This window comes from Bacillus sp. LNXM12-1, assembly GCF_003004375.1.
GTDB lineage: Bacteria > Bacillota > Bacilli > Bacillales > Bacillaceae > Bacillus.
Window position 1 is genome coordinate 263,044 of record NZ_PVWX01000005.1, and the last position, 17,541, is coordinate 280,584.

Sequence of the window (17,541 nt, forward strand, 5' to 3'; positions counted from 1 at the left end):
TTTTTCATTCAAAATCACAACCCGAATATGCTCCGTCACATTTACGAGCTAAACCCATATATTGAAAACTTTTCTAGCAAATTGAACATTCAGCACCCTTTCTCCCTCGGAAAGATTCGGAGAAGAAAGGTGTGCTAAAGTGCTATTACAACGAAATTTTATATATAAAAAGTGTCTATAGAATGATAAAACCCTAAAGTAACAAATGTCTTCAATACTGAATGGCATGTAACCTATATAAGTAAATAATCGAGAAATAAACCAGTAGCAAAACATACACGTTCATATCAATCAGAAATATAAAGTAGTTCTTGTCATCGGTTCGAGGAGTGTGATTTAACAGCTTGGAGAATCACTAGAGTCAAGAAAAAGGGCGTCATTGGGAGATTTCAAGAACTATTTTTGTAACTTTAAGTGATTTTGAACTACTTCCTTAATTCACTAAATATTTTTTTATATGAGGAGAAAATAGAGTATACAATTATTTTTCTTTTCAACCAAGCTGTAAACTGTGTTTTTATTGAATAATTTGGAATATCTAATTTAACCTCGTTATCTTTGATTATTTTTGAAGTTATATCATTATTTAATAAAAGGTTTTCATAATCTTCTCCGCCGTAATACGAGCATGCAACTAAATTCTTATATTCCATTGGGTATTCTTCTTTAATTAATTTTCTATAAATAGATTTTGCTTTCAATTTATTTTTCGTTATTTTTCTATTAATTAATAAACCACCTATAATATAAGATATTGTACATGCAGTTATTCCTAAACTTATCATTGAAGTTAACTGACTCGAAACTTCTTTCAACAAAAAGTGATTAATCACATCTACTAGATCAGGATTATCTAAAATAATGTTTTTTAATGTATCCGAGATGTCAGTCTCTTTTTTTACAGTTTCAATAGTTAATAAATATTTTCCGGATTTGATATAACTAGAAAAATAGAACAACAAAATTGGACTTAACAGTGCAGCTGAAATTGTTGTAAATGAACTAATTAATACTGTCTTTCCATTTAATTTCCTTAAAATATGAACTGGAAAAGCATATGTTAACGCAGAATACAGTATCACTGTAGTAAATAAGTAAGTCAAAAATCCAACGAAATAAGGTAAAGAATTAATTATTGGATGCAAAAAGAAAAAGTAGATGAAAGCATTAATAATTGGTATCAAAACATATGTAGCTGTTGTATATTTATAAACTAAACCTGCTATTATACCCCCATAACCAATAATTAATACAAAACTGATGCTGATGATAGTGAATAAATTCACAATTTCTGATTTACCTAAAAAATGTTCAAGTAAACTTCGTATTGCTATGATGTTAACTAATGAAATAAAAAATGTCCCCACCGCTGCATCACGGAATAAATTAAAGATATACTGTCTCTTCTCTAAATCAATATATTTATTATCATCTGTAATATAATAATATTTTAATTGATTTAACTTTTTCAGCTCAACAAAGAGAGTATTGATGTTTCTAGTAATGGGTTTTCTATTCACCCAAATTAGCCATAAACTAATTAATACAACATAAATACTAGACAACAAATACAATTTTTTTGACAATAAAAAAATTAGTATACACAAATAAATAAAAAGAATTAATGTATTGAATGAATTTCCAGCTCTACTTTCTCTTTTCATATAAATTCCTCCTACTAATACTAATTAAAATATAAAGCAAAAAGTAAATACTTCTCCATTTATTTTATCGACTACTCTTTTTTATGTTCAAGAAAGATTTCTTAGTGTAAATCGCATCCGCTTCCCGTACGATTTCAAGTTCTTCTTCAAAAATTCCACCCAGTACGCGGATACCTAGTCCTGAACCCACGACTAAAAGGTCAGTTCTAAAATTGCAACATAGCACAAAAAGTCAAGTTTCTAAAAGATGATTTCCGCTATACTAAACTCGTAAGGCAAGGAGGTGCACGGTTGTCCTATCAAGAACATGAAAAAACGATTCAAGAAACATTAAATTATATTGAACAACATCTTAAAGATGAATTACCGCTTCAAACTCTAGCGAAACACGCTGGTTATTCTAGGTTTCACTTTCACCGTATGTTCAAAAAAGTGATTAAGAAGTCAGTGGTTGATTATATACGGGAACGACGGATGACCCAAGCCGCGAAGGATTTAATTCATACGGACCAAAGGGCGATTGACATCGCATTGCAGTACCGTTTTGGTTCACAGGAATCCTTCACTAGAGCCTTTAAGAAGATATATTACATGTCACCAGCACGTTATCGGAGATTACTAAGGAATGTCATTGATAAGGAGGAAACGAATATGGCTGCAAATAAGAACACACCTACTGGCTGGATTATGACAGGAGAAACACCATCTGATTATGAAACAGGTTTAGATGACAGAATTGTACACAGTGGTACTACCTCAGCTTATCTGAAATCAAAGGATGAAAAAGCACGAGGATTCGCGACCTTAATGCAGCAAATTAAGTCTGATCGTTACCGTGGAGAACGCCTTCAATTTTCTGCTTTTGTCAAAAGCGAAGATGTGAAAGGTTCAGCTGGTTTATGGATGAGGATTGACCATTCTTCAGGTGAAGTTCTAGCGTTTGACAACATGATGAACCGCCCCATTACAGGAACAAACGGATGGAATCATTTTAGTGTAGTACTAGATGTTCCAGTAAAAAGTGAAGTCATTGCGTTTGGCATATTACTTCAAGGTCCAGGTCAAATTTGGATGGACGAACTTAGTTTTAAAATTGTAGATGAAAGTGTGCCAGTGACAGAACAAAATACTGTGGATAATTTAGAGGATGCACCAGTGAATTTAAATTTTGAAGGCTAGCAGACTAAAGTTAGGAGGAAGTTGATTGCCATGAAAAAGATTGGTGCGATTTTATTGTACGTTGTTAATTCACTCACCTTTATTTGGTGCTTTGGATTTTTATTTGGTGAAGAGAATACCAAATTAAAACAGAAGTAAAATGAAGATAAGCACCCTTAGGACAAAAAAAATCAATTAAAAAAGATATCCCTATCACTATCTCTTTTTTGTAGACTTGGTATAATAGAAAAAATCAGAAAAATTAGAATGCGATGATAAGGAATAGTACTTGCCGAAATGTTTTCAGAAAGTTGCTGGTTGATGAGAAGCAATAACAAAAAGGTAGGGAACTCACCTTAGAGTAGCCTTAGTGAAATGAAAAGTATTGATGTAGTTAAGGTCGGCACCCCACCGTTATATGGGAAGGATATAAGATATAACAATCTGTATCCGAATAAGGGCATGATAATGTATGGTTATCATGAAACAGGGGTGGTACCGCGTAAGAAGAAGTCTTTCGTCTCCAAGTTCAATCTTGGAGATGATAGGCTTTTTTTATATTCCAATTACAGGAGGAATCGATTATGTTTAACCACAAAAAATACGAAAAGAAATACTTTTTGCCACCGAACCTTACTTATGATTGGGTAAAGAAAGAAACATTAGAAAGTGCTCCGATATGGTGCAGTGTGGATTTACGGGATGGAAATCAAGCATTACCTATTCCTATGAACTTAGAAGAAAAATTGGAAATGTTTCAGTTACTAGTAGAGATAGGTTTTAAAGAAATTGAAATCGCATTTCCAGCTGCTTCTGATACGGAGTTTAGACTATTACGGACACTGATTGATCATAATATGATTCCAGACGATGTAACGATTATGGTTATCACGCAAGCGAGAGAGCATATTATCCGTCGAACCTTCGAGGCAATTAAGGGGGTACCGAAAGCTATTGTTCATTTATATAATTCGACTTCAGAAGCGCAGCGCAGACAAGTATTTAAGAAATCAAAAGATGAAATTAAACAAATTGCAATTGATGGAGCTATTTTAGTAAAAGAACTTGCCGAAAAAACAGAAAGCGATATTTATTTTCAATATAGTCCTGAAAGCTTTCCAGGAACAGAAGTTGATTATGCATTAGATATTTGTAACAGTGTTTTAGATATTTGGAAACCGACACCAAATCATAAAGCGATCATCAATATTCCGACAACAGTTGAATATTCAATGCCTCATATCTTTGCAAGTCAGATTGAGTATATACACAAAAATCTGTCTTACCGAGACAGTGTGACATTATCTGTTCATCCTCATAATGACCGTGGCTCTGGGGTGAGTGATGCAGAATTTGGCGTGCTAGCTGGCGCAGAAAGAGTCGAAGGTACATTATTTGGTATCGGTGAACGTACAGGGAACGTAGACTTGATTACCTTGGCGATGAATATGTACTCACAAGGTTATGATCCAAAATTGAATTTCAATCACCTAGAAGCTATTCGTAAAAAATATGAAAAACTAACCAAAATTACTGTTCATGAGAGACAGCCATATTCTGGCGAAATGGTATTCACCGCATTCTCTGGGTCACATCAAGATGCTATATCTAAAGGTATGAAATATAGAAAGGAAAATCATGTTGATAAATGGGACGTTCCGTATATCCCAGTAGATCCAGTTGACTTGGGGAGGAATTATCAAACGGATGTGATTCGAATCAATAGCCAGTCTGGAAAAGGTGGCATAGGCTATATACTAGAAACAAATTATGGCATTCAACTTCCTTATAAAATGAATGAAGCCATGGGATATGAAGCGAAGAAAGTATCTGATCAGACAAATAGGGAATTGTCTGTCGAAGAAATATATCATATTTTTGAAAAGCAGTATGTTGATTTTCACCCTCATTTCCAGCTGCTTGATTATCAATTCAATAAAGGAGAGAAGCAGGAAGTCACCTTAACTCTGCTGAGAGATGATCAACAAATTGAAATACAAGGAACTGGGACTGGAAGTTTAGATGCTATCAGTAATGCGTTAAAAGCATATTTTCATCTCGAGTATGTTTTGGAAGTCTATGAACAGAATTCTTTGGGCAAGGATTCTCAAGCAAAAGCCTGTGCACAGATTGGTATTTCATATCAAGGTAAAATGCATTGGGGTGCTGGAATTGATAAAGATATTATTGAAGCAACAGTGAAAGCCCTGGTGGTTGCAGTAAATAGACTAGAGGTTTGGATGTAGATGGAAAAAGATAAACTTGAAAAACATGAAGCGATGCAATATTTAAGAGAATACAACGAGCAAGAAATCTTTTATCAACAATACCAACAGAAAAAGCATGACAATCAATCATTGCAATTATTTTTGAAGGATTATGATAAAAACAATTTCATGCATAAGCAAATATATATAGAAGAATTTTTGCTAAAAGGGCAGAATGAATTTGAAAAAGAGGATACCATGTGGTTAGGTCAGGAGAATGATATCGAAGTGAGAAAGTATAGCCGTTTTATGCCTCAATTGTCGGCTATCCATGATTTCTTTGAGATGATCTATGTTCTGGAAAATGAAATGTATGTAGAAGTGGAAGACAAAAAAATGGCTTTACAATGAGGAGATATTGCCTTTATTCCACCTGACACAATACACAAGCCAATTGTAATGGAGAATACAATCGCAATACAAATCATGATCCGTAAAAGTACTTTTCAAAAAGTGTTTTTTAAAATGTTAAAAGGAAATAATGTCATTTCAGAATTCTTTTTGAATGCATTGTATATAAAAGAAAATAAAAATATTCTTATTTTCCATAGTCGCTTGGATAAAAATTTGCTAGACTGCTCTCTTCAACTATTTACAGAAAATTATAATCGGTTTCCTGGATACCAGTTGATTATGAATAATTTGTTTGAGATATTATTATGTCTCTTATTAAGATTCAAACCAAGTCATATAAACGTAAATCAGGTCAAACAATATAGTGATATACGTATTATTCAAATGCTCCAATATATTCAGCAATGTTGTGAGCATATAACAATTCAGGAGATGGCAGAGGAATTTAACCTTTCACAATCTTATCTGTCTAAATATATAGCTCGTAAGCTTGGCAAATCATTTAGTGAGATTCGACAAGAAATAAGATTGGAAAAAGCCTGCGAAATGCTCACTGGTAGCCATTTACAAATAGATGATATTGCGGCAGCCGTTGGTTATCAAAATGTAGAGCATTTCATTCGTTTATTTAAGAGAAAGTATCACCTAACACCACATCAATATCGTTTAAATAATAGATAATAAAGAGGAGAAATGTTAATGTCCATCAAACAAGTAAAAGATTATTTTAAACAATATGATATGGATACTCGAATTCAAGAATTTTCAGTATCTAGTGCAACCGTAGACTTGGCTGCTTCTGCATTGGGCTGCGAACCTGAAAGAATCGCAAAAACACTCTCCTTTCTAGTAAATGGACAAGCTATTTTAGTTGTTACCTCTGGCGATGCAAAAGTTGATAACAAAAAATTCAAGGAATATTTTAAAACAAAAGCTAAAATGCTTTCTCCTAATGAGGTCGTTGACTTGGTCGGCCATGAAATTGGCGGAGTATGTCCTTTTGCTATAAAGAATGGCGTTTCTGTTTATTTAGATATTTCACTAAAACGTTTTGAGACAGTCTATCCAGCCTGCGGGAGCAGTAACAGTGCTATTGAACTAACAATAAAACAATTAGAAAAATACTCCGGTTATTCACAATGGATTGATGTGTGTAAGGGATGGAATGATGAATGAACACATTAAAATGGAAGGAAAAAGTGCAGTTAAAAATAAAAAAGAGCTAAAAACCCTTGATACACAAAGGTTTCTAGCTCTATTATAACTATTCCCACTCAATCGTAGCAGGCGGCTTACTCGTAATATCATACACCACACGGTTAATATGCTTCACTTCATTCACGATACGAGTTGAGATCTTTTCAAGCACGTCCCAAGGGATTCTTGCCCAATCACTCGTCATACCATCAATCGAAGTAACAGCACGGATGCCAATTGTATAGTCGTATGTTCTTGCGTCACCCATGACACCTACGCTGCGGATGTCTGGGAGAACCGTGAAGTATTGCCAGATATCGCGCTCAAGACCGAAGTTGGCAATTTCTTCGCGTAGAATCGCATCCGATTCACGGACGATTTCTAGTTTTTCTTCAGAAATTTCACCTAGTACACGGATACCTAGTCCTGGACCTGGGAATGGCTGTCTCCAGACGATGTCGTCAGGAATGCCCAGCTCTGAACCTAGGGCACGGACTTCATCCTTGAATAGCGTATTCAAAGGCTCAATCAATTCGAACTGCATGTCTTCTGGAAGACCGCCTACGTTGTGGTGAGATTTGATTGTTTGTGCCGTTGCTGTTCCGCTCTCAATGATATCTGTGTAAAGCGTTCCTTGTGCTAAGTAGTCGATTCCTTTTAGCTTGTCCGATTCATCATCGAATACATAGATGAATTCGTTACCGATGATTTTACGTTTTTGCTCAGGATCAGATACACCTTTTAGCTTATTTAAGAAACGATCTTTCGCATCTACTTTAATCACGTTCATGTTGAAACCTTCGCTAAATGTCTTCATAACCCCTTCTGCTTCGCCTTTGCGAAGAAGACCGTGGTCAACGAAAATACATGTCAGCTGATCGCCGATGGCTTTGTGGATCAATACCGCCACAACAGATGAATCCACACCGCCGCTTAATGCGCACAATACTTGTTTGTCGCCTACTGTTTCACGGATTTTCTGCATTTCGATTTCAATGAAGTTCTCCATTGACCATTTGCCATCGCAGTCACACACGCCAAAGACAAAGTTTTTCAATAGGTCATTTCCGTACTCAGAGTGACGAACCTCTGGGTGGAACTGAACACCATAGAAATTCTTCTCAGCTAAGCTCATCGCTGAGTTTGGACAATGTGCACTTGTTGCATCAACTGTAAAGCCTTCTGGTACTTCAACAACGAGGTCACCATGGCTCATCCAAACGACTTGATCAGTCGGAAGATCTTTGAATAAAGCAGGCGTTCCATTAATGTGGATATCTGCTTTTCCATATTCACGCTGGCTTGCCGCTTCTACTTTCCCGCCTAAATAGTGAGTCATGAGCTGCATGCCGTAGCAAATGCCTAGAACCGGAATGTCTAGATCAAAAATCTTTTCATCACAGCGGAAAGATCCTTCATCATAAACACTGTTTGGTCCGCCAGAAAGGATGATTCCTTTAGGCGCCATTTCTTTAATTTCTTCAGCAGTTAAAGTGTGCGGATGAAGCTCACTGTACACACCAAATTCACGAATACGGCGTGTGATCAGCTGATTGTACTGACTGCCGAAATCTAGAACCAAAATCATTTCATTTACTAAATTTGTCATGGTGTCACCTCTATGTCCAATATAGTTTTTTATAAACGCACAGAAAAAATGAGAGGAGAAAACCTGCTCTCAGTGTGAATCACGCTTTTGAAGCGCCCAGACTCACATCCGAACGCTTCAATTTCATGTATTTTAGAAGGTTTTAATATTCACCTATTCTAACAACAGGAAGGTACGGGGTCAAGACTATCTCCTGTTTATTAAATTTTCCCATAACTTTGCCGATTGCCGCCAAAGCACCGACGCATCCTCTCGTCGATAGAGTGCCCGCTCATAGAGCTGCGTCAGCTCAGACATGCGATGATCTCCATGCTTGTCATCGATCAATGAAGCGAATTCTCTTAGCGTCATGCCAGGTTTTTTCTCAATTCCCCTGCGCTTCAGCTGCTTTAATAAAGCAGCATACGCATAGAAGAATGCTTCCTCCTCTGGCAGACGTTTCACCTTTCTCACAATAAAGAATGGCAGCCATCTTGCTCTGAATCGATAAAGCAACCAGCTCATCAACCCTAGAAGGACCATAGATCCTGCCGCAAATCCCAAGATTGAACCAACATGCACCATACTTGGCTTTGCTTGTGCTGTTTGTTTCTTTGGTTCTGCCGGCTGCTCTGTCTCCTGCTGCTGCGGCTGTTCTGCCGGCTGCTCTTCGCGTGCATCAGAGCTAGGCTGATCTTCTTCCTTTTGATCATCCGTTTGATCGCTTGAAACGGCTTCATTCGTAAATGTCTCTGGGTTCGTAAATCCTTTTGTCGGTTCGAAGGTGACCCAGCCTCTGTTTGGAAAATAAACCTCTACCCATGAATGCGCATTGTTATTGGTCACTTCATACACATTGTTTCCATCCATCTGTGTTTCATATAACTGACCTGACGTATATCCTTTCACCCATCTCGCCGGAATCCCGATCGAACGAAGCATCACAATCATAGAGGATGAAAAATTATCACAGTAGCCGATCATCGTATCAAATAAAAATTGGTCTACATAATCTTCATTACGACCAGGCACAGCGACATTTTGCGTTTCATATGAGAACTTCGCAGATCCTAAATAATCCTCGATCGCTTTGGCTTTATCATACATATTATCCTTCGTTTCCGTTAAGCTGTTTGCCAGCGTCTTCACACGCTCTGGCAATGAGGAAGGAAGCTGCAAGTATTCACGGCCAACCTCCTGATTTACCTGCTTCTTTGTTGGCACTTTAATCCTCTGCAAATCCTCAAGGATAAATGTAGGAGATAAGAAGGTGACTTGGTAGTTCCCTAAATTTTTCGGCGGATTTTGACTGGATGGGACAATTTTTTCCGTTTTCCCCATCATTTGCAGCGGAATATTTTCCATTGGCATCAGTGTGATCGTCCCAATTGGATAGACGGCATGATTAAATCGATAGTCAGATTCCATATCGACTCTCGTTTCGTGCACCTCTGTTTTTACACGCTCGGTAAACCAACGATTTGGCACATCATCGTCCTTTAGCCGAGTAGGCTTTGTATCATTTGAGGCATCCTCCCAGCCCTTTCCTGTGTAGATGCTTTTTGTTTCGACACGAAAGTAAGACGGCTCCTTTCCGCTCCATTTAAAGACCGGTGTGCGGTCCTCACTAAACGGTCCGCCAAGCGCCGAATCATCTGCACTATATCCCACCTTATTCTGCCCGGCTGCGTTATCTTGATTCGTCACCGCCTTAAAAAACGGGACAGGATCAGGCCATTTCGGATCAGACTTTGGCAAAGAAGCGCCGAGTGCCGCTGATAGAAGAACGAGCGCCAACATGGGCAAAAACCATTTTAGACGCGCCTTCTGTGACACCCGGATGCCTTCAGCCGAACGCAGTCGATCGAAATACAGCAACCCAAGCAAACAAAAACCAAACACCATAATGCGAACGATCGCAAAGGCAGCATCATATGGCGTAAACGTATCCAGAATCGTGACATACACAATCGTCATGAGTAAAAAGAAAAAGATACGCTGCTGATAGACCACCCAATAATGAAGCAAGTAGACAAGCAGCCACAGCAAAATATAAAACAATAATGTGCGGAAGGAGGGGTACATGTCACTCCACATGCCTGTGCTCATGAAGGTGATATTATCTTTGATATCAGCAAATAATGCAGCCGAATAGCTTGGCTCTGCTTGATAAAAGATCAAATATAAGGCGAGCAAGATCATGCCAGTACAAATAGGAAACGTCACATACCACTTCAAACGAAAGAATGTAAACAAACACGTAAGCCCTATAAAAATGATGAAATAAGACGTATGACTCGTCTCTGTAAAATCTTGAAGCGGACGAAGCCACTCCCAAAGCAGCAGAAATGCTACAGCATAATAGATGAACAACTCAAAACGGCTTTGCCGCTGATGCGTATGCAGCATAAATGTTTGTCACCTCACAGTTCTTTCGTGCAGCCGGTCTTCAAATAAAAGGGTCGTGCGTATTCCAGATGCCTTGAGCCGGTCTACAAGCTGTTTTTCTTTTGGCGTGAATCGATCCAAGGCTCTCTTCACTAAAAGAACAGTGATGTTCTTTCTGTTTCGATTTCCAAGCAGGCTCGCAGCAAGCTCTTCTTGCAGCTGACCCGTGACGACATATTTTCCAGAGTGCTGGTACTCACTCGCTGCTAACGCCTTATATTCTTGTGCGCGAGAAGGTTGATGCTGCACCCTTGTTAAATAATAGAGCATGTCCTGTAAATGAAGTTCTCCTTGATCCACTCGAAAGGCACGCTGATCTCCTAGAGGTACAAAACCTGAAGGCACCCCTTTTTTCACTGCCGTTTGGAGAACAGAAGCTGTAATAGACACGACGGTCTCAAAAACCGCTTCATCTGTAAAATCAGCAAACACGACAAGATCCTTTGTTTGATTCTGTTCAAATTCCTTCGTCATCAGCTGATCCCTTCTAGCCGTCGTCTTCCAGTCCACCCAAGCAAAACGGTCTCCTTGCTGGTATTCCCTCACGCCTGTTGTCACATGGGTCGGTTCATTGAACCACGAGTGAACCGCTTTGCCTCCATTTTCATTCGCTGACTCAGCTGACTCCACCTGAAGATCCAGCATTTTCGGATAGACCAGCAGCTTTTTTTCTAACGGAATGATCACTTCTTTCTCCACAAAACCAAACATATCACCCGTTTTGATTCGAACCGCTGACAAATGATGTTCCCCGCGCTTGACATCATTCAATTGAAAGGAAAAACGCCACGTTTTCCGAAACCAAGGAAACAGCATTTGCTTCATTTCAATTTGTTCCTGTAAATGAAAGGTGTCCGGCGGATCATCCTCAATCAAGACGTAAACGTATGGAAATGGATTTGTCCGCTTGATTTCAAGGTCAACGGACAGCACGTCTCCCGCCTTCAAGCGGGTTTGCTGTAATGTCCTTTTGGCTGTCGCTCGCAGCGGAATGAGCGCAAACAGCAAAGCATACAAAGTATATGGTAAAAATGCATAAAAAAGGAACCAACTCACAAACCCCCCCTGAAACATGGCATAACAAAAGACTGCCGCAGTGAGGATGATGAGCATCATTACCCGTAACCATAATGAAACAGCGAAACGATGACGTGACTTCATTGAGTCATCGACTTTTGAACTGGCACGCCAATTTGCTCAAGAATTTGTCGCAGCAGTGTCTCCGCCTTCTTCCCTTCATACGTCGCTTCTGATGTCAAAATCATTCGATGCGGCAATGTATATGGCGCCAAATACTGTACATCATCAGGAATCACATAATCTCGCTGATTCAACAGTGCATACGCCTGAGCCGCTTTCATGAGGGCGATTGATCCCCTTGGACTCACACCTAAATAAACAGATGGATGTTGACGCGTCGTTTGAGCGATTTCCACAATATATTCTTTAATGGATGCATCCACATGAATGGTCTGAACAGCTTGCTGCAACGCATGGATATGATCCTTTGTCATCACTGCTTGGAGCGTATTAATCGGGGACTGCTTTTCCTGCAAATTGAGCACCTCCAGCTCCTCCAGCATGGTCGGATACCCCATTTGCAGCTTGAATAAAAACCGGTCCATTTGCGCTTCTGGGAGCGGATAGGTCCCTTCATATTCCACTGGATTCTGCGTCGCCATGACGAAAAAAGGATCCGCAAGCGGCATGGTTTCTCCGTCCACTGTGACACTGCCTTCCTCCATCGCTTCGAGCAATGCCGACTGTGTTTTAGGAGAGGTCCGGTTGATCTCATCAGCCAAAATAATCTGCCCCATAATCGGTCCTTGCCTAAATTCAAATTCATTTGTCTTTTTATTATAAATCGACACACCTGTTACATCTGAAGGCAAAAGGTCAGGAGTGAATTGGATCCGCTTAAACTCACAGCCAATCGATTTTGCCAAAGCACGAACCATCATCGTCTTCCCAACACCAGGCACATCCTCTAGCAGCACATGCCCCTTCGCCAAAATCGCAACAAGGCTTAATATCGCAATGTCTTTTTTCCCAACCATGACTTTATTGATGTTATCTACGATTTTTTGTAAATCTGAATGCATCGGTTCATCAAATGCCATCCTGATCCTCCTATCACGTTTCCGTTAAATTTCATATAGTCTAACTTTACCATACAACGCGCATTTGCATAAAACATCAGCATGTAGAAAAAAGAAGCCTTCTCACGATGGAAAAGACTTCTTCTCTTCTTTTGTCTCACCTGCTGGCTCCATATGAACATGAGAGTGTAAAATATCATGTTCCTTCTTCATTCTACGTTCGATCTCATCTGCAATATCATGGCTTTCTGCAATGTTCAAGTGCGGCTCGACCTCCACTACTACATCCACATGGACCGTACTTCCGAGATACCGTGCCTTAATATCTTTCAAATCGCCCACTCCAGGTGTTGCTTCAATGGTCTCTTTATATTTGGACATATCTTTTATATGAAAACCGTCCGTTAACGAATGAGAAGCATCTCTGAAAATCTCCCACGCCGTTTTACAAATAATGAGGCCAATGACAAACGCTGCAAGCGTATCAATCCATGCCAGCTGAAATTGAGAGGCGATAATCCCTACAAATGTTCCAATACTCACATACGCATCTGATTTATTATCAGCTGCTGCTGCATGAAGAGCCTGGCTATTGATCCGTTTGGACAGATTGCGGTTGTAAATATACACGCCGTACATCACCACAGCACTTCCTGCTGCCGTCCAAGCTGCGATCATATCAGGCGTTTGATGCTCAGATGAGAAGAGCGACCGGCCCGCACTCAGCAGAACCTGAAGTCCAACAAGCATCATAATAAAGGACGCCACAAGAGACGCAATATTCTCTGCTCTAAAATGACCGTATGGATGATCTTCATCAGGCGGCTTTTGAGAAATACGCAGCCCAATCAACACAGCAAGGGATGCAATAATATCCGTCGTATTATTCAATCCATCTGCCGAAAGAGCCTCTGAATGAAACACATACCCAATTAGAAGTTTCACCGCTGATAAGATCACATAGGCAATGATGCTGACCCAAGCACCTGTTTCACCTTGTCTTAATTCGTTATAGCGCTCCATGTCGAACCGCGCCTCCTCACACATCACTTTTCTATTATTTATCTTACAAAGCAAAGCCCGTGTGGGTCTACAGCAACATGATTCGCTTGTGTCAGCAAAATAGGATACATAGAAATGTGTTGACCTAAGTAAACTTATTTTTATAAGGTCAATTGACCTCAAGACCTACTCCCATCAACCTTTTTCCAATTCACTCTGTGATGAACATCTGGCAATATCACTCTTTCTAGAAAATTGTCAGAATAATTTTATTTTGAGAGCCAACTTCTCCCCATCCTATCTTATGCTATTTTTAAGAATGAACAGAGGAAAAAGAGGGAACATAATCTCTCAAATCCTTTATACTTTTTAACATCATGTTAAGAGGTTTGAAATGTCAGTTTGATAACCTGTCCAATGCTGAATGACAATTCAGTATGATAAAATTTAAAATATTCTAAAAACAATTTCTCTATGAAGAGAAATGTTTGGAGGTAAAGACATGTCCAACATGACAAACGGTCTTCAAAAAAATCTGAAAACAAGACATATTTCAATGATCTCCATTGCTGGGGTTATTGGCGCAGGGCTATTTGTTGGTAGCGGCGCTGTCATTCATTCTGCAGGGCCTGGAGCCATTCTTTCCTATTCTTTTGCCGGACTTCTGGTGATCTTTATTATGAGAATGCTTGGAGAAATGGCATGCGCCTATCCGACAAGCGGTTCCTTCTCACAATATGCGAGTGATGCCATCGGTCCATGGGCCGGGTTTACAATCGGCTGGCTTTACTGGTTCTTCTGGGTGATCGTCATCGCCATCGAAGCCATTGCCGGTGCTGCCATTATTCAGTATTGGTATGGAGATGCACCTGTTTGGCTCACAAGTCTTATCCTCACTATCCTCTTAACATTAACGAATATCTTTTCTGTTAAATCTTTTGGCGAATTTGAATACTGGTTCTCATTAATAAAAGTCGTCAGCATTATTCTCTTTCTACTCATCGGTTTTGCATTTATCTTTGGTTTTGGCGGTCATCATACTGCAGGTCTTGCCAATTTAACGGGGAACGGTGGTTTCCTTCCAAATGGATTCAGCTCTGTTTTACTCGGAATTGTCGTCGTCATCTTTTCCTTCATGGGAACCGAGATTGTGGCAATAGCGGCCGGAGAATCAGCAGACCCAGTCAAGTCTGTGACAACAGCTACCCGCTCTGTTGTATGGCGTATCATCGTGTTCTACGTCGGATCCATCGCTGTCGTTGTGACTTTGCTTCCATGGAATTCAGCGAGTATTTTAACAAGCCCGTTCGTTGCGGTATTAGAATACATCGGCGTTCCATCAGCTGCTCAAGTCATGAACGTCATTGTTTTAACAGCCGTTCTATCTTGCTTAAACTCTGGGTTGTACACAACGTCCAGAATGCTTTATTCATTGGCAGAAAGAGGCGAAGCACCGAAACGCTTTATGAAAATCAGCAAACGTGGTGTTCCTGTAGCGGCTACAGTCGCAGGCACCTTCTTTTCCTACATTGCCGTCATGATGAACTACTTTTATCCTGAAACCATCTTTTTGTTCTTAGTCAATGCATCCGGCGCCATTGCCCTTCTTGTCTACTTGGTCATTGCTGTTTCACAATTAAGAATGCGCCGTAAAATCGAAAAAGAAAATCCAGAGCAGCTCAAAATCAAAATGTGGCTGTTCCCATATCTCACGTACTTTACCATTTTGGTCATTTGCGCCATCTTGGCATCGATGCTGTTTATCGAATCAATGAGACCACAGCTCATTTTGACAAGTATCATTACCTTCGGTGTGCTTGCCGCTTATTTCGTCTTTAAACCGAATAAAAAAGTGCCTGCAAATGCAGCGCTTGAAAATAAACACCCGTAATGCTCCCGCTGAAAAGCGGGTTTTTTTATTTTATTCACCTATTTTCATGTCCGCACTTATACTGTATCAAATTGGATTATAAGTGAGGATTAGACGACATGAACCTAGAAAAATTTGTTGACGAGCTTCCAATTCCAGAAGTCGCGAAGCCCGTCAAAAAGAACCCAAGACAAACGTATTATGAAATTGCTATGGAGGAGGTATTCCTAAAAGTTCATAGAGACCTGCCCCCAACCAAGCTATGGACCTATAATGGCAGTTTGCCTGGTCCAACCATTCAAGCGAATCGAAATGAAAAAGTCAAAGTGAAATGGATGAACAAATTGCCGTTGAAGCATTTCCTGCCGGTCGATCACACCATTCATGCCGGCCATCATGATGAACCAGAAGTCAAAACGGTCGTTCATCTGCATGGCGGCGTCACACCAGCAAGCAGTGACGGCTATCCAGAGGCTTGGTTTTCACGAGACTTTGAAGCAACCGGCCCCTTCTTTGAACGAGAGGTATACGTATACCCAAATCATCAGCAAGCCTGCACATTGTGGTATCACGATCATGCGATGGCATTGACACGATTAAATGTGTACGCCGGCTTAGCTGGGTTTTATTTGATCTCTGATGCGTTTGAAAAGTCCTTAGAGCTGCCGAAAGATGACTATGACATTCCTTTAATGATCATGGACCGTACGTTTCAGGAGGATGGCTCACTGTTTTATCCTAGCAGACCAAACGACACGCCAGAAGACAGTGACCTACCAGACCCATCCATCGTGCCCTTTTTTTGTGGAGAAACGATTTTAGTCAATGGAAAAGTATGGCCTTATTTAGAAGTAGAGCCGCGAAAATACCGCTTTCGTATCTTAAATGCGTCCAATACTAGAACTTACGAGCTGCATCTAGATAACGACGCCACAATCTTGCAAATTGGTTCCGATGGGGGCTTTTTGCCAAGACCTGTTCGCCATCAATCCTTTAGCATCGCACCTGCTGAACGTTTCGATGTCATCATCGACTTTTCAGCTTACGAAAACAAAACGATCACTCTCAAAAATACAGCCGGCTGCGGACAGGATGTGAATCCTGAAACAGATGCGAACATTATGCAATTCAAAGTCACACGTCCGCTAAAAGGGAGAGTACCTAAAACATTACGTCCGATTTTCAAACCGCTGCCAACGCTTCGGCCAAGTCAAGCTGATAGAGAGCGTACACTCACACTTAGCGGCACGCAGGATAAATACGGCCGCCCTATCCTATTGTTGGATAATCAATTTTGGAATGACCCTGTCACCGAAAATCCTCGTCTTGGCAGTCTAGAGGTTTGGTCCATCGTCAATCCAACCAGGGGCACACACCCTATTCATTTGCACCTTGTTCAATTTAGGGTTTTAGACAGAAGACCATTTGATACAGAAGTCTATCAATCGACAGGAGAAATCGTGTATACAGGACCAAACGAAGCGCCTCCTTTACATGAACAAGGCTACAAGGACACCATTCAGGCGCATGCTGGTGAAGTCATTCGGATCGTTGCTCGATTTGTTCCATACAGCGGCCGATATGTGTGGCATTGTCATATTTTAGAGCATGAAGATTATGACATGATGAGGCCGATGGATATCATTTAATAAAAATGAAACCACTCTTCCCGTAAATGCGTAGAAACTTGTATAAAACTTCTGATACACCAAAGGGCTAACGGACATCCATTCATTAGCCCTTTCAAAATGGAATAATAAATCGCATGAATGGTTTCTTTGAGCATTCAACACTTAAAATGTTGACGCAGCAAACCGATAATACTACTATATACCCATTGCATCTATCAAAAGGCACATAAGCCACAATGAACGAACAAATGGAAAATTGCGAT

The 17,541-nt window shown here is 40.0% G+C and carries 11 protein-coding genes, 1 pseudogene and 1 other annotated feature; of the genes and pseudogenes, 6 read left to right on the forward strand and 6 right to left on the reverse strand.

Annotated features, from left to right (window positions below):
• Window positions 1-425 precede the first annotated feature (425 nt).
• Window positions 426-1,664 carry a hypothetical protein gene (locus C6Y07_RS17690; RefSeq protein ID WP_106157140.1) on the reverse strand — a complete coding sequence of 413 codons (1,239 nt, stop codon included), beginning with the start codon at window positions 1,662-1,664 and terminating at the stop codon, window positions 426-428.
• 291 nt (window positions 1,665-1,955) lie between these two features.
• On the opposite strand from C6Y07_RS17690, the gene C6Y07_RS17695 reads away from it, so the two are divergent.
• From C6Y07_RS17695 to C6Y07_RS17710, 4 genes and pseudogenes are all read left to right on the forward strand, one after another.
• Window positions 1,956-2,843 (forward strand): helix-turn-helix domain-containing protein, encoded by an 888-nt coding sequence (locus tag C6Y07_RS17695; protein ID WP_106157142.1) that lies wholly within the window; start codon window positions 1,956-1,958, stop codon window positions 2,841-2,843.
• 242 nt (window positions 2,844-3,085) lie between these two features.
• Window positions 3,086-3,350, forward strand: a binding site (T-box leader).
• A gap of 56 nt (window positions 3,351-3,406) precedes the next feature.
• The gene (locus tag C6Y07_RS17700; protein WP_106157143.1) at window positions 3,407-5,068 is read left to right on the forward strand and encodes a 2-isopropylmalate synthase; all 1,662 of its coding nucleotides are present in this window, start codon (window positions 3,407-3,409) and stop codon (window positions 5,066-5,068) included.
• A pseudogene (locus tag C6Y07_RS19380) lies at window positions 5,069-6,124 on the forward strand (helix-turn-helix domain-containing protein).
• An 18-nt stretch (window positions 6,125-6,142) separates the two neighbouring features.
• A complete protein-coding gene (locus C6Y07_RS17710; protein WP_106157145.1) occupies window positions 6,143-6,619 on the forward strand; it encodes a YbaK/EbsC family protein in 477 nt (158 codons plus the stop codon).
• 88 nt (window positions 6,620-6,707) lie between these two features.
• Here the strand turns inward: C6Y07_RS17710 and guaA are convergent, their stop codons facing one another.
• The 5 genes from guaA to C6Y07_RS17735 form a co-directional block, all read right to left on the reverse strand.
• Complete coding sequence (gene guaA, locus C6Y07_RS17715; protein ID WP_060595666.1) at window positions 6,708-8,249, reverse strand: glutamine-hydrolyzing GMP synthase; 1,542 nt, start codon at window positions 8,247-8,249, stop codon at window positions 6,708-6,710.
• Between the two features lie 186 nt (window positions 8,250-8,435).
• Window positions 8,436-10,637, reverse strand: a complete 2,202-nt coding sequence (locus C6Y07_RS17720; protein ID WP_106157147.1) for a DUF4129 domain-containing transglutaminase family protein — start codon at window positions 10,635-10,637, stop codon at window positions 8,436-8,438.
• Window positions 10,638-10,646: 9 nt separating this feature from the next.
• Window positions 10,647-11,837, reverse strand: a complete 1,191-nt coding sequence (locus tag C6Y07_RS17725) for a DUF58 domain-containing protein (protein WP_060595664.1) — start codon at window positions 11,835-11,837, stop codon at window positions 10,647-10,649.
• Window positions 11,834-12,796 (reverse strand): AAA family ATPase, encoded by a 963-nt coding sequence (locus tag C6Y07_RS17730; RefSeq protein WP_106157149.1) that lies wholly within the window; start codon window positions 12,794-12,796, stop codon window positions 11,834-11,836. The genes C6Y07_RS17725 and C6Y07_RS17730 overlap by 4 nt, the downstream gene beginning before the upstream one ends.
• Before the next feature lie 102 nt (window positions 12,797-12,898).
• Complete coding sequence (locus C6Y07_RS17735; protein WP_060595662.1) at window positions 12,899-13,798, reverse strand: cation diffusion facilitator family transporter; 900 nt, start codon at window positions 13,796-13,798, stop codon at window positions 12,899-12,901.
• Between the two features lie 481 nt (window positions 13,799-14,279).
• Between C6Y07_RS17735 and gabP the strand changes: the two genes are divergently transcribed.
• Together gabP and C6Y07_RS17745 are read left to right on the forward strand one after the other, a co-directional pair.
• Window positions 14,280-15,668, forward strand: a complete 1,389-nt coding sequence (gabP, locus tag C6Y07_RS17740; protein ID WP_034664831.1) for a GABA permease — start codon at window positions 14,280-14,282, stop codon at window positions 15,666-15,668.
• 98 nt (window positions 15,669-15,766) lie between these two features.
• The gene (locus tag C6Y07_RS17745; RefSeq protein ID WP_060595661.1) at window positions 15,767-17,296 is read left to right on the forward strand and encodes a multicopper oxidase family protein; all 1,530 of its coding nucleotides are present in this window, start codon (window positions 15,767-15,769) and stop codon (window positions 17,294-17,296) included.
• Window positions 17,297-17,541: the final 245 nt, after the last annotated feature.

Coding starts and splice junctions, on each gene's coding strand:
- guaA (WP_060595666.1), bottom strand. CDS start 8,249: ATGACAAATTTAGTAAATGAAATGATTTTGGTTCTAGATTTCGGCAGT.
- C6Y07_RS17745 (WP_060595661.1), top strand. CDS start 15,767: ATGAACCTAGAAAAATTTGTTGACGAGCTTCCAATTCCAGAAGTCGCG.
- C6Y07_RS17700 (WP_106157143.1), top strand. CDS start 3,407: ATGTTTAACCACAAAAAATACGAAAAGAAATACTTTTTGCCACCGAAC.
- C6Y07_RS17710 (WP_106157145.1), top strand. CDS start 6,143: ATGTCCATCAAACAAGTAAAAGATTATTTTAAACAATATGATATGGAT.
- C6Y07_RS17735 (WP_060595662.1), bottom strand. CDS start 13,798: ATGGAGCGCTATAACGAATTAAGACAAGGTGAAACAGGTGCTTGGGTC.
- gabP (WP_034664831.1), top strand. CDS start 14,280: ATGTCCAACATGACAAACGGTCTTCAAAAAAATCTGAAAACAAGACAT.
- C6Y07_RS17720 (WP_106157147.1), bottom strand. CDS start 10,637: ATGCTGCATACGCATCAGCGGCAAAGCCGTTTTGAGTTGTTCATCTAT.
- C6Y07_RS17690 (WP_106157140.1), bottom strand. CDS start 1,664: ATGAAAAGAGAAAGTAGAGCTGGAAATTCATTCAATACATTAATTCTT.
- C6Y07_RS17725 (WP_060595664.1), bottom strand. CDS start 11,837: ATGAAGTCACGTCATCGTTTCGCTGTTTCATTATGGTTACGGGTAATG.
- C6Y07_RS17730 (WP_106157149.1), bottom strand. CDS start 12,796: ATGGCATTTGATGAACCGATGCATTCAGATTTACAAAAAATCGTAGAT.